This is a genomic window from Bacteroides ihuae (genome assembly GCF_900104585.1).
Classification (GTDB): Bacteria; Bacteroidota; Bacteroidia; order Bacteroidales; family Bacteroidaceae; genus Bacteroides; species Bacteroides ihuae.
The window spans coordinates 1,207,805-1,223,123 of record NZ_FNVX01000006.1 but is presented as its reverse complement, the minus strand read 5'-3'; the positions used below and the strand labels follow the sequence as shown (position 1 = coordinate 1,223,123).

Annotated in this window: 6 protein-coding genes and 1 pseudogene; 1 reads left to right on the top strand and 6 read right to left on the bottom strand. The window is 41.6% G+C overall.

The genetic code is table 11. The features are described 5' to 3' along the window. Nucleotides 1-18: 18 nt before the first annotated feature. The 6 genes and pseudogenes from BQ5338_RS15630 to BQ5338_RS15610 all read right to left on the bottom strand — a co-directional run bounded on the left by BQ5338_RS15630 (nt 19) and on the right by BQ5338_RS15610 (nt 12,533). Nucleotides 19-4,278 (bottom strand): hybrid sensor histidine kinase/response regulator, encoded by a 4,260-nt coding sequence (locus BQ5338_RS15630; RefSeq protein WP_071147689.1) that lies wholly within the window; start codon nt 4,276-4,278, stop codon nt 19-21. Between the two features lie 102 nt (nt 4,279-4,380). After that, nucleotides 4,381-4,695, bottom strand: a complete 315-nt coding sequence (gene rhaM, locus BQ5338_RS15625; RefSeq protein WP_071147688.1) for an L-rhamnose mutarotase — start codon at nt 4,693-4,695, stop codon at nt 4,381-4,383. A gap of 24 nt (nt 4,696-4,719) precedes the next feature. Beyond that, a complete protein-coding gene (locus tag BQ5338_RS17085) occupies nt 4,720-6,345 on the bottom strand; it encodes a GDSL-type esterase/lipase family protein (RefSeq protein WP_262483093.1) in 1,626 nt (541 codons plus the stop codon). Between the two features lie 66 nt (nt 6,346-6,411). Next, nucleotides 6,412-7,806, bottom strand: a pseudogene (locus BQ5338_RS17080) (glycoside hydrolase family 88/105 protein); the annotation flags it as partial. A 36-nt stretch (nt 7,807-7,842) separates the two neighbouring features. Then, nucleotides 7,843-9,699 carry a rhamnogalacturonan lyase gene (locus tag BQ5338_RS15615; RefSeq protein ID WP_235816457.1) on the bottom strand — a complete coding sequence of 619 codons (1,857 nt, stop codon included), beginning with the start codon at nt 9,697-9,699 and terminating at the stop codon, nt 7,843-7,845. An 11-nt stretch (nt 9,700-9,710) separates the two neighbouring features. Continuing rightward, on the bottom strand, nt 9,711-12,533 hold the full coding sequence (locus BQ5338_RS15610) for a glycosyl hydrolase 115 family protein (RefSeq protein WP_078063519.1): 2,823 nt from the start codon (nt 12,531-12,533) through the stop codon (nt 9,711-9,713). Between the two features lie 270 nt (nt 12,534-12,803). On the opposite strand from BQ5338_RS15610, the gene BQ5338_RS15605 reads away from it, so the two are divergent. Next, nucleotides 12,804-15,305, top strand: a complete 2,502-nt coding sequence (locus tag BQ5338_RS15605; RefSeq protein WP_235816436.1) for a beta-galactosidase — start codon at nt 12,804-12,806, stop codon at nt 15,303-15,305. The last annotated feature ends 14 nt before the right edge of the window (nt 15,306-15,319 follow it).

Sequence of the window (15,319 nt, the reverse complement as noted above, 5' to 3'; positions counted from 1 at the left end):
TATAATCGTTTAATCAGTTTATTTTCCTTTTTGATAGATAGAAGGAGCTACTCCAAACTGCGTTTTAAAGCACTTGCTAAAGTAGAACGGGTCATCAATACCTACTTTATAGGACACTTCCGACACTGTTAGTTTGCCCGACAGCAAAAGTTCGGCTGCCTTCTTCATACGGATAATACGAATATATTCATTGGGAGAATATCCGGTCACCCCTTTCACCTTTTTGTAGAAAACCGTACGCCCGATTCCCATCATCGAAGCAAACTCATCCACAGAAAAATTTGCATTACTAATGTTCTGCTCCAACAACTTGTGCAGCTCATCTACAAACTCTTTATCTCGCTCCGAAGCACATATCGCCGAACGCATAATACCCGGTTCTTCGGAGAACTTCATCTTGAGCTTTTCTCGTTGCTCAAGCAGTTTAATGATACGCGCCAATAACAGCTTAATACTAAATGGTTTTGAAAGGTAAGCATCCGCTCCACTCTCTATACCCTCCAAGTGATTTTCGGGTAAACTCAGAGCAGTCAACAAGATTACCGGAATATGACTTGTATCAAAGTCCGATTTAAGCTTTCGAGTCACCTCAAACCCATTCATACCCGGCATTAATACATCACAAACAATCAAGCTCGGTTCCGTAGTTCGAGCCATCTCGAAGCCCGTTGTTCCATTATCAGCCACCACCACTTCGAAATAAGCACTAAGCTCCTCTCTCAAATACCGACGCACATCATTATCATCTTCAATCACCAAAATCTTTTGTTGATTAAGAGGTACCGTAGTAGCCGCAATCAACACATCCGATTCTTCCAAATGTTCCGTTGGAATAATGTCATTCTGTTCACGCAGAAGCACATTATTCGGAACCAGAAAGTCTTTATCTTCATATACTTTAGTGCTCAATGGCAAATTAAGTATAAACACAGATCCCCCTCCTTCATTCTCCTCATAAGCAATGTTCCCCTTATGCACCTGTATCAATTCATGCGCCAGATGCAAACCGATGCCAACACTATTTCCAGAAAAATTACTTTGCATAAAACGGTTAAATAGTTCATTCCGCTTTTCTTTTGGGATACCAACACCCGTATCGCTCACACGGATAATGAGTGCATCTTTCTCAGCCTCAACATTCACAATCAAGCATATCTTTCCACCCTGCGGAGTATATTTAAACGCATTCGACAAAACATTATAAACCATTTTATCCAACTTGCCTTTATCAATATACATCTTATACTTGCTCACAGAAGGAAGAAATTGGAAATCCATATTCTTTGATTCAGCCATATCACCGAAGCTCAGGAATATCTCATACAACATCGCAATGACATCCGTTTCTTCTAATGACAAAGCCAGTTTATTATTCTGCATCTTGCGGAATTCGAGCAATTGGTCAATCAACCTCAACATTCTATTGGTACTTTTTTCCATCGTTTGCAAAGGATGTAGTAATTCTTTTGAAGTAACATTCAACCGCTGAATGCGTTCCAGTGCTCCCTGAATAAGAGTCAGCGGAGTACGGAATTCATGCGATATATTGGTGAAGAACACCAGCTTATAATCCGTTAGTTGCTTCTCTATCTGTATCTTATTGTGCAAACGATTAAAATTGCGAGCTATCTTGAAAGCAAAATATCCTCCTCCTAAAATAAGCAGCGCATAGATTATGAAAGCCCATATAGAAAGATAAAATGGAGGACTAATCACGATTTTCAACGTCGTTATATTCTCATTCCACACACCCGAGCTATTGCATGCTTTAACCTGCAATTCATACTCTCCGTAAGGAATCATCTTGTAAGCAGCAAAGTTCAAAGAAGAGGCCACACTCCAATCCTTATCGTAGTTCTGCAAACGATACGAATACTTTGTTTGCCCCGCATCAGCATAGTTGAATGAGGAAAAGTCAATCACAAACGAATTTTGGTTGGCCTTCAGATGAATCTCACTCGCATAGGGCATAGAGAGCGCAAGCGAAGAATGAACGTCATCAGGCATTACATTCATTCCATTCACGTTAAGATTGGTAAACACCGCCGGGAAAGAAAAGGTGTATTTCCTCACAACATCGGGATCAAAAACCACAAAACCGTAGTTAGTTCCAAACAGAATATTGCCATTGTCACAAACACAACTGGAGTTTTCGGTATAAACATTTCCTTGAGGATATGCCGAAAAGAAGTAATTTTCAAACGATTTTTTCTCTAGTGTAAACTTTGATATACCATATTCGGTAGCCAGCCAAATGCATCCTTTCCTATCTTCAGCGATCGATTGCACTATATCATTTGAAAGTCCATCATGCGTACTATAATGCTCAAAGCTCAGTGCAGCATAATTATGTTGCGGTCTACAAATACTAAATCCTGCACCCGACGTCCCAATCCATATTCGTCCTTTACTATCAGAAAGCAAGCAGCGAACTTCATCGCTCTTCAACTTTCCGTTGGTGTAATTATATAAATAATATTGGCTAGGATGAGTAATGAGCATATTCGGATTAAATACATATACGCCATCACTTGTTCCTACCCACATCATTCCGTTTTGATCTTCATTGATGACCCGAATCTGTTTCTGACCATACCCATCATTCAAATAATGGTAAAATTGATAGCCATGATCGGTTTTGACAGCCAAGTCGAGTCCGCCACCAAAAGTGCCCACCCACATTCGGTCTTTCATATCTCTATAAATACAAAAGATGTTATCATTCGCAATAGAGCGCTCATCAGACGCCTGATGTTTATACCACACTCCATCAATGCAAAGGCCATCTCCACGACTTCCCATCCAGACCTTACCTTCTTTATCTTTTTTTACAGCATAGATATTAGAGTGAAAATCTTTCTTTGCAGATTTCAGTTTCAACTGCGAATCATAGATGTACAGTCCACCTTTTCGGGTACCCATCCAGATTTCTCCTTCGCCAAGCTTAGACACCATTCGAATGGTATTCGAACGATCAAGCAGAGATTCATCTTCAGGGAAAAAGCGATAAGAACCTTCATTGATCACCGATATCCGTGAGATACCCGAGAATTCAGAACTAACCCAAACTTCACCCGAGCGATCTTCTGTGATATTCAGCAGATAATCAGATCCGATATGACTCAATCCACTCATTCCTGCAGTGAAGTGACTCAACTCATCTTTTGCAATGTTATAAGCAAAAAGCCCGTTACCGTACGTCGAAATCCAAATGATATTCCTTGAATCGTGCACGATGTGGTAACGTTCAAAGTCGATGTACCCCATCTTTTCTGAAGGGATGAGGCGAAACTGCTTTTGCGCTGCAGTACGAGCATTTATGTACCATACTTTACCCGTATGATTATATATCCAAAAATTTTGTTTATTATCCGTTGAAACAGAGGCCGACTTCAAATCTTCTCCAAGCAAGGTAGGGCTAGGAAGCATCACTTTATTCTTAAAATCATAACTATACACTCCTTCGGACGTAAGTATAACCCAGTTATTTTTCAATAAGAAGCAACCAGTGACCGATATGCCAGGTCCAGGTAAGTTTGAGAAAGCAACTCTTCGCAGTTTGGATGTTGATCGATCAAAAATAAAAATTTGATTATTGTTTGTCAGGAAATAACTGTCCCCTTTGAAGTTTATAGCTTGGTAAAAATCTTCTTTCCGATCAATAATAGTAGATGTTCCACCACTCACCCGCACTAATCCTCCTTTTGTACCAATCCAGATAACACCAGCTTCCCCTTCGGAAACAAAAATCACATCATCACTTGGTATTTTTCCGTTAGCCTGTTTGTAAGTAACAGATGCAAATCCTCGATCTTTCGCATAAGAAATCTTTCTGCAGCCATTTCCTTCATACCATAACCAAACATCTCCATTTTGAAGTATTAGTTTTTTTGCATATTTCTGCTGAAATTCGCCACACCCTGTAAAGTCAACAAAACAGGCTTTCTTCAAGTCGTAACAGCTAAATTGCTCTGAGGAGAATGAGGTCCACAAAAAGCCATTTTTATCTTCCCCAATGTCAAAAACCCGACGATCTTGCAAAGAGAGAGATTTATCTGAAGAAGGATAAAAAGTAAGAAAAGAGTTACCATCATAGCGGCTAAGACCATTTAACGTTCCCAACCACATGAATCCTTTACTATCTTGCAAAAAATAACGAACTGAATTATTAGGCAGTCCATCCGCAATAGTTATCTGCTTGGAACGAATTTCAATAGAAGCAAAGCCCTTCAAAGCAAAAAGTAAGAATAAAAGAAGAGCGATCAGAAAATGTCTCATGTTCTTCAAATTAAGGATTACAATTACGAGGCAAAAGTAACAGAAAGAACTCTGACTTTTGCCTCGTAATACGTTTTTTTGAAAGAATAAGGTCTAAAAAGATCAATCCATCCTAAAAACTTCCTCCAACGGTATGGTTACGGGAGAGTGGTCGGGATTAGTCTCCATTATATCGGCCATGTAATCCCACCATTTTTGCACAATCGGATCATGCCCCATATCTTGCGAAGATTCATTGCCCTTCACTTTCTGACAAGCAAATAAGATATTTGTCTCTTTGTCCCAATAGATGGAATAATCACAAACTCCGCTATCGGACAACATTTTCTTTAACTCCGGCCAAATGGCACTGTGTCTTTTCTCATACTCTACCTCGCACCCCGGTTTCAGGTACATTTTAAAAGCTTCTCTTTTCATGGTGTGTTTCCCTTTCTTTGTTATTTATTTTAGATTAATGTACACAGGTTTGTCCCTGTCGCAATAAATCTCTCCGTTTTTGTATTTTAGCTCCGCTACCTGCAAGGTAGAACGACGCGTATCAGGAGTATCCATTTTAGCTGCAGCCCCTATGCGCCCCGGATGGGTGAAATAGAAGATATAAGCTCGATCATTGTTAACAATAACATCCGCATGCTGCCCTTGTGTTCCATCATCAGGGCCATTCCCTCCGCCTTGAAGTATATTCTTAGACTGCCGAACCCAGTTTTCCATATCGCTAGAAGAGTAAACGCCCAAGCCATCCCAGTTATCAACAATCATAAAGTATTTTCCTTTCCATTGGAAAATCTTCGGTCCTTCTCCGCGGCGATCTCCAATGGCTTTCCCATAATTTTGCCAGTTTACCAGATCTTTGCTTTCAGAATAATAGATAGACTTATTGTCACGTTCATTGTTGTAGTACATTCTCCACAGACCGTTGGGTGCCTTCACCAGACCGGCATCAATCACTTTATCAGAGGCAAGCTGCACTTTTGATTGAAATGCCCAATCTATCAGATTTGTACTGGTAAGATGAATAATTTCCCGTTCATGCCCCCAATCCGTAAATGTTCCGGGCACAATGGTCAGAAACATATGATATTTGCCACCGTCTTCTATCACATCGGGAGCCCAATAGGTGTAATCCTTACCCCCATAAGTTATCTTCGCATCACAACGATATTTCCAGGTAGCCCCACCGTCAAGCGATTCTGCTATTCCAATCGGAGTACCATGTACCCAATCGACTCCTTTGGTTTCTTTTGCATTTGCCCGTCGGTTAGTGTAAAACATGAACCAACGTTGTTCCTGCTTATTCCAGATAAGCGTTGGATCAGCAGCACCATCAAATATAGAATCACGAAATAGTGGTTTATCAGCAAATTTATATTCCTTGCCAATAGCCGATTTATCCACATATTGATTTAAATCACAACCAGTCAATTTCATGAGCCCTGCGATAACCGATTTACAGTTTAGGATGGCACCACCATACGTAGTATGCACTCCATCTTTATAATATCCATTAGTCTTATCCATTCCCATTGCCTCAAACTTCGTAGCAGAAATGTCATTCAAGTCGATAAAGGGAACGCCTTCCTTGTGTGCCACTTCGGATGCCCAAGCTGCATAGGTATCTGTAAAACGATTCATTCGCCCTTCTGTCCACCTGTTTCCGGGGGTTGGCGAGAGAATAATGACTTTCGCACCACGTGCCTTAGCCTGACGAACATACATACGCAAATAATGTCCAAAGGTAAACACCTCTTCAGGCCCACCTGTACTCTCCATTATCACTGTTTCAGATTCTTCGCCAGTCCCTTTTAAAGAAGCACGTGCTCTACCGGTGTTCAATGGTCCACCATCATTGTGTCCAAACTGAATAAAAAGATAATCTCCTTTCTTTATTCCGGGCAATACTTTATCCCACAACCCTTCCGTGAAGAATGTGCGACTGCTACGTCCTCCCAGAGCATGGTTTTCTACTGAAATCCGATTTCGATCAAAGAAATAATCAAAGAAATCTCCCCATCCCCACATATCGCCATCACCTTCGCCTTTACCGTTCTTTACAGTAGAATCTCCTATAAGAAAAACGACCGGAGCATTCTCATTCTTACGACTGCTACCTGATTCTATTTGATTCCATCTATTTTCAGTTACATTAAATAGAGGCTCATTTGTTGTTTGTTCAGTAGAGTAATATTGTACAGCACTATCATTCATCTTAGGATGTTGATGCTTCAACAAGTTAATCATCTCTGCACCCGCCCAAATCACAGGTCCATAACCATGGGCAGCATACACATTTACCGGACGATAATAATAGAAAGCCGGATCAAAAGCCATACCTGTGCCGACACAAGTACCTTCCACTTCGCCTTTCGCATTTATCTTGGAGGAGACAGCATGCCAACCCAGTTGTGCTACCGGGCCATAAGCCACAGGATCGATCCAACCTTTGTTAATAGCATGTGCAAAGCAATAGACATAAATCGCTGTTGCCGAAGTCTCCAGATATGAATCATTCCGATCAAGTAATTGATGCCAAAAACCTTCGCCACTCTGACAAGCCGCCAATCCTTTGATATGGGCACGTAATTGATTCAAGACTTCTTCGTATCCCGGATGATTTTCGGGCAATACATCCAACACCTCTGTCAGAGTCAAGATAGCCCAACCATTGGCCCTACCCCAATGAAAAGCCGGATGGTCGCTCATACCTTCCACCCAACCATGGCGATAAAGTCCTTTCTCCGGAACAAACATACGTTTAGAAAACTGTAATATTTGTTTTACTGCTTCATTATAGTATTTCACCTCACCCGTAAGTTTGCCCATTTGAACAATGGCTGGCACAGCCATAAACATATCATCGAGCCACACAGTGTTTTCCTGCGGACGATTGCGGGCAAAAGTCCCGTCACTCAAACGATATTCTTTATACATGATGTAGTTCATATAATTATCGATTATCGGACGTAAGTCTATCTGCTTATCTGCCAACTGAGCTTTGATCATCGCAGCACACATAGCGCCCGCATCATCCAAGGCATGTGGAGTGAGTAGCTGTTTCATCTGCGGATCAATCACTCCATAGTCATTCATCAGACGTTTAAAGTCTGGTGCAACTTCTGCTAAAAAGCGAAAACGATTCATGGTATAATCTGTATATGCCTTATCGCCCGTACTTTGACCGGCAGCAAGCATAGCGGCATAAGTCACCCCCCATTCATAACTAGCTAACCGAAACAATCCTTTATCCAAAACAGAGTTAGCATCCATCTGCTTGTAATCAGTTATCTGCTTCCCTGTGTTTTTATTAATCACCCGATCCGGAGTCGACTTATCAAGATATTGCAGCACCCTGTCCATATCCGTTTTAATTTCTTTCACCGAGAGCATACCATAAGGTACTTTATAATCAGGTTGCAACAAATGAAGAGGTGTATTCATATCGTTTGCCACCTCTTTCTTTTTTTGAGCTTGAGCAGGAATAGTTCCTATAAAAAAAAGAATTCCACTCACAATCAATAATTTTTTTATCATAGTCATTTCACTAAATTCATATATTAACAATGCTTTTTACTTGAATTGAAACCCACGGAACGTAGTATTCTTCAAATCAGGACCAAAATAAAAGCCCGGTTGTGTCGGTTGGTTATAAGCCACATTCTGTGTGGCAATACTTATACGGTAGATAGGATCTTCAAGAAACGTATGGAACCGATAAGCAGTAGGAATCGTAGAGATATAAAGCCGCAAAGACGCATTATCTTCCGAACGAAGTAATACTTCTTCTCGCCAATCTCCAATAATATCTCCCTGCAAGCAAGGGGTCGATTTCGTTCCGTTATTTGAAGTGCTTCCTTCAAAAACAGCAAGCGGACTGCACTTCCCTGTCTTCCAATCATACTTACTCACCACATTTCTATTTAAAAGTTCACGTAACAAATCACCATCCCACCAAACAGCCATGTTAACGGGTAAGGAGCGAATTTCAGGATTAATGACCTCCCCTTTCATATTACGCAAACCTCCGGAATCTGCTGACCACATTTCAACTCCGGGATTCGTTGGATCAATATCAGCAGCCATGGCACGACCTACGTCTGTAGAGCTTTTTACTTGCCACAACACCTCTCCCGTAGCAGCATCACGAAAAGAAGAACCATCGCGCTTGTTTTCATGACAATCCCATACTTGAAGTTTAGGACTTGAAGGGTCAAATTGAGTCATGTGCATTGCGTCCCCATGTCCCATACCCGTAGAATAAAGTCCCTTACCATCGTTGTCAATCGCACATGCTCCATACATAATTTCATCACACCCGTCGCCATCCACATCCCCTACACGAAGATTATGATTACCCTGTCCGGCATACCTGCTCCATTCCGGCTGATTACTATCAAACACCCACCGTTGCTTCAATTCTTTTCCATTCCAATCGAAGGCAGCCAAGACCGTACGAGTATAATATCCCCGACACATCACCACACTCGGATGCGCACCATCCAAATAGGCAACACAAGCCAGATAACGTTCACTTCTGTTCGCATGATCATCACCCCAGCCCATCAATTCGCCACGTTCGGGCACATAATTTGTAGTATAGAGAGCTTCACCTGTTGCCCCACTGAAGACAGTAAGATATTCATTTCCGCTAAGTATCCTTCCGCTTTCTGCCCGATAATCAGCATTCGCATCCCCTATCACTTTGCCCTTGCCGTCAATTGTACCATCAGATGTTTTCATCACTACTTCAGCTCGGTTATCTCCATCAAGATCGAACACCATAAATTGTGTATAGTGAGCTCCTGCACGAATGTTTCGTCCCATATCAATGCGCCATAAACGCGTACCATCTAAGCGATAACAATCAAACAGCACAGAACCGGTGTATCCGTTATGCGAATTATCATGCGCATTGGAAGGGTCCCATTTTAATATAATCTCATATTCACCATCCCCGTCTACATCACCAATACTAGCATCATTAGGCGAATAAGTAAACTCCTCTCCCGATGGAGTAACTCCACCAGCCGGTTTTTCCAGAGGAATATTCAGATAGCCGATTGGAGCATTAGCAGCGAGTGTGTAGCCTCCCTCCGGTTGGACGGCTTTTCCCTTTTGCGTCACAGCTTGAACGGTATAATGCGCTTTGGCTGTTCCACTGTAATTATCTCGATAGAAAGTGCCTTCTGTTATCGGATGTTTTGTCAGTAGTTTCCCATCTCTATACACCTGAAATGCTGTACTCATAGGGTCAGAGGAGAGATATCTCCACGAAACAAACACGGTAGAAGAGGATTCACGCAAAGCCACAACTCCACGTCCCAGTTTTTCTCTCTTTAACTTCGAAAAATCATAAGCAGGTTGGGCAAACACCATCCCACAGATCATAAAAGAGAGTATGGCTACCCATATACATTTCTTTTTCATCATTGAATATTTTAATTATTGTCATTAATTACATCTACCGGGATCTCATAAAATGCCCGCTGGGGTTTAAAATCCAACATCATCTGATCAAGGATAACGCCACTATCAAGTGCCTTTATACGAATGGTATGCTTCCCCGGTGCAGAAAAGTGGTGAGAAGTGACATTCAACGACAAGTTGCGTAACACATTCACCTTCCATGCCTCAGAGCGTCCTACTGTTTTATAAGATACTATCTGAGGTTGCTCATCATCGACAGCTATTTGATAACGTAGTGAGTCTCCATTCACCGGATGATTCGGTATTAAGCCTACTCTCATACAGCATTCTCCCCTACTCACTGTTTCCACACGATACGTCAAAGTTTCTCCTTTGGGAAGAGAGATACTCTTCTGGCTGTAGCCTAATCCGGGGGTACACAGTAAACCTTTTAATGAAGAAGCCTTATCATAGTCCGCTGCATTCCATGCTATCCAACCATCATATTCAGCTTTAATCAACCTCTTCTTAACCAATATCGAAATTCTGATTGGAAACCTTTGACCATCCACTATTAAGGTACATGAAGTCGATATATTTCCTTTTACTCTTGTCCAATCGATCCCTATCAAGAGGCGTTGTTCATGGGTCTTACCCATAGAGATCTCCTTCACAGAAAGCCATAAAGGTTTCACCTCTATTTGCCAGGAAGCTTTTTTAATGCCATAACTATACAAGGAAACAACCCGATTCCTGTTACACTCTTTCATGAAAGTAGGCAATGTAATCGTTGAAGAAGGCTTTGCAGGAAGAGAATCTCCTTCAAACCAGACCAAAGCCGGCTTTTCCTCACGCAGGGAAATTGAACCAGGCAACAAACTTTTAGCATAAACGGGTAAATTACGAGGATGCATATCCATTATTCCATCCCATTTCCCATCCGCTATCTCTTTATTGTAATGACGAGTTAGCTCTAGCAGTTCTTCATACGCTTCATTGCTCAATCGAGTATATTCATTTGCCTCCGGTAAACCAAAACGTGCTAAGAGTCTTGCCTTTTGCGCATAAAGTAATTTATGATTCATTGCTGCAGAAGCACATATCGGATATTCCATCAACTGAAAATAAGCATCACGACGCTGTGGAGAGATCTCTTTTGCTAAGGCATGAACTTTCTCCGATAAACGAGTATACTCATCTATCCGTCTCTGAACCTCGTCGCCAAACATAAAAGGGTTAAATTCGGTGTCACGCACCGGAGTTTTACCTCCTTTTATCGCTGCATGCTCTTCCACCCGGCTCCAACCCATGAATTCCGGCTTACGAATAGTGGCCAAGCGATAGTATTCTTGTTTTAGACGGCTCAAAGATTCTTTCAGTTCTTCACCAAACTCACGAGAAGTCCACGCTTGCAGATGTTCGTTCAGCTTTTGCGAATTGACAGCATCTATATTCCAAGCCATATCCATAAAAAACTCCGTTTCATATTCGGCAGGCTTTATATCGCCTACATTTAGTATCCATAATTTTCGGGAACCATGATCCCAGGCACGCTTCATCTCAGTATATATCTGTGCAGGTGAGGTGGAGCACAACCATAGATAATCGTGTGGACGCCCCCAATAAGATATGTGATAATAAACTCCAGCTCCACCTTTTCTTTTTTGTTCTTCCTCATTGCTAAGACGAGTGATATACCCATAGTTATCGTCACACCAAACAAGCGTTACATCATCAGGAACTTTAAGCTCGTTATTATAGACATCCAGTACCTCCTTATAAAGAATGATAGCTTGCGGAACAGACGTTACAGTTGGAGATACATAAGTTGCAAGCAATTTTCGTTGATCATTTAGGACTTCTGTAGTTAGTGCAGTTTGCTCATCCAGTGTTTTTGCTCCCTCCATCTTTCCATCATGCACACCACGCATGCCAACGGTATAGAAGTTCTGATAGGAACCTACCTCTTGCAACCGTTCTTTCCAATACGCTTGCACCCTTTCTTTATTCGTCAGGTAATTATAATCACCATATTTACTTTTATCCCACTCTCCGGCATTGTTTCTCATCAATTGTTCGCAATGAGAAGTCCCAATCACGATGCCATATTTATCCGCCATCTCTTTGTTGCCAGCTACTGTATAAAAGGGTTTGGTACATTCGTGCATAGCAGGCCAGATGATATTTGCCCTTAAGCGCAATAGAAGTTGAAATATCCGTTCGTACGTCTTTGCCCCTATCTCTCCCTTAACTGATGTTTGCTCTATTTTAGAATGACTCCAGGGCACCAAGCCCCAGTCTTCATCATTAATAAATATTCCGCGGTATTGCACAGACGGCTTTTGCTCATTGACATAAGTGGATGGAAGAAAGATCTGTTCCTTTTTGTTTGGCGTAACATCTGCCCACCAACTCCAAGGATAAACCCCTATCATCCGAGACAGTTCGAGTATACCATAAGCAGTACCTCTTTCATCACTCCCCAATACGACCAACAGATTTCGATCTCCTCGCTTAACAACCTGTATACGAAAAGCTTCCCATTCACCTTTCAGCCCTTCGGTAACGATGCTCAGTGATTTAATCCATTGTTCACACCCGGCATGTCCTAAAGTGCCGATTAACACATCAGCACTTTCTGTCGTACCCGTAAGTAAAGGAGTCGCTCCAAAGACAGATGAATAATCGTCGCGAAACATTTCCAGAGCAGACTGGGGAGCCTTCTTTTCGTCATCGCTCATATACACAGAAAGCCTCTTTCCTGAAGGAACAAAGGCAAAACTCTCTGCCGCTGTTATAGAGAAGCTATAACAACAAATGAGTGCCATCAAACAAAAACAATATAAATGCTTCATAAATCTACTTTACTAAAAACGTTTTTCCTCTGATGATCAAAAATGAAAAGAAGATTTGTTTTATTACGAAGGAAAAAAGGGTTTTCATACTATCAATCAGATTTGTTTGGTGAACAAAATTAGCTCTTTTAAGGACATTGTAGCCTATAAGTACGTACAATTGCATGTAAAAGAGTCCAGAAGAGGCAGTATCAACTTGCTATCAACTAACTTTTATCTATTTTTGATTCAACAAATGATAAGCCCAAACTCTACACAAAAAGACTCATTATGAAAAGCCACATGAAACAAATAGCCTTTTGCATCTTACTACTAGGATTAATAATTGTTAGACCAGCGAAAGCAACCGGAATTATCTATACCATTGATTTGTCTAAAAGAATGGCTTCACCCGTTTACGGTTATCTTAAGTTAGGAAGCAATGCCACTCCCACCGGAGACTCTCTAAACATAAATAACCTTTTCTTTATTAAAAACGGTAAGCCATGGTTCCCTGTGATGGGGGAAATACATTATGTACGCTTGCCCGAACGTGAGTGGGAAGAGGCTATTCTAAAGATGAAAGCTTCCGGCATTGACATCATTGCTACCTATGTATTCTGGAATTATCATGAAGAGCAACAAGGTATCTTTGACTGGACAGGCGACAGAAATCTGAGAGCCTTCGCTCAACTTTGCCGTAAACACAATATGTATCTCTTTCTGCGCATAGGACCCTGGTGCCACGGTGAAGTAAGATACGGAGGTTTTCCAGACTGGGTTCAACAACTGCAAGGAGGCACCCGCAAAGACAATCTTATTTATCTAAAATATGTAGAAAGCTTCTTCAAAGAAATAGGCAAGCAAGTGCAAGGTTTACTTTTCAAAGACAATGGACCTATTATCGGCACGCAAATAGAGAATGAATATCGCTTCAACAATGAGAAAGGTTATGCCCATATCATGAATCTAAAGAAGTTAGCCGTGGAAGCCGGTATAGATACACCCTATTATACTGCTACCGGATGGCCGGGATCGAATACCCAACAAAGCGAATTAATACCTGTATGGGGTGGATATCCCGAGGCGCCTTGGAGTAAAAGTACCGTACAATTAGCTTTATCAGAGAATTATTTATTTGGTCCGCTACGAAATGATCCGCTTATTGGCAACGATCTGCTGGGAAAACAAGAAAAAGCTAGTATGGAAGGGTATCGTTACCCGTATGCCACAGCCGAGATGGGTGGAGGCAATCAAATCACCTATCACAGGCGACCCATCATTACATCGGATGATGTGGTGGCCCAAGCATATACCAAAACCGGTTCGGGAGCCAATCTGCTAGGATATTATATGTACCACGGGGGCTCTAATAAAATAGGGAAGCACTCTACCTTACAAGAATCGAGGGCGACTAAATATCCGAATGATTATCCAATACTCAGTTACGATTTCTATTCTCCGTTGGGAGAGTGGGGTCAGGTACGTGAATCCCTGAGGGACTTTAAAGTGCTACATTATTTCTTAAACGACTTCGGCGCCCGACTTGCCACCATGCACTCTCACTTCAGCGAACAGAATTGTTCCACACCGAGCTGCAAGGATAGTTTACGTATGGCTGTACGTTCTTCAGGAGAGAGCGGTTTTGTTTTCGTAAGCAATTACCAACGTCAGTTGGAGATGAAAGATCTTAAAAACGTCCGTTTCCAATTGAAAACAGACGAAGGCGATACACTATGTTTCCCTAGTAAAGGTCTGACGGTTACCAAAAACGCCCAGATGATTCTTCCTTTTTACATGGATCTAAATGGGGCATTATTAAAATATGCAACGATGCAACCACTGTGTGTGCTCAACAATCCAGTACCTACTTACGTGTTCTTCTCTCATGCACCCAATGAAAGCGAACTAGCTTTAAAGGCTGAGCATATCAAACGTCTTACTATTGGTGAAGAGATACGATCACCCAAAGAAGGAGAATTCATTCTCCGATTCTCTCCCTCTGAAAGTAAGATGATACATATCCTCATGGATAACGGGAAGGAAACAAACATCTTACTCATCACACACCAAGAGGCTCGCAATAGTTGGAAGATACACAACGGACAGCAGGATTATCTCTGCATTTCACCCGATGAAGTGATACCCGATAGTGACAAACTAACTATCCACAAAACAGGTAATTCAGTATTCAATTTTTCCATCTATCCGGCTGATGGCTTGCAACTCCACAATACAGAGAAACAAGCCGTGTTGAAAAATCAACAAACTGCGTGGAGCAGTGACTACCAAGCTTCCCTTCCTCCTGTTGACCTTCGGTTGATAGTCAAGAGGGTGAAAGATCCGAATAAAGACCAATCTGATCACAAACTATTGCCAGAGGATAATCGTCTTGACTCTGTGCCATCCACATGTCCCGGCCCACAATACTTCGTCAACTTTAAACCGGTTGAAGGTTCTTCGTATTGGCAAGTTAGCCTTCCTAAGCAAACGAATAAATCTTATGTTTCAAATACCTTCTTGCAACTAGATTATACAGGTGATACCGGTTCTCTCTACCAAGAAGGAAAACTTATCGCTGATGATTACTTTGCCGGACTTCCCATGACTTACTCGTTGAACCGTCTGAATCAAAAGAGAGGGGACTTACTGTTCCAGATTATACCCTTCCACAAGGATCTAAAGATTTACTTCGAGAAAGGAATTCGAGAGAAATTGCACGACAACGAGGCTATCCTACAGCATGCTCAAGTAATACCTCAATATGAGATTACTTTCCTTTTCAATCACTAAAGACATAGCATTAA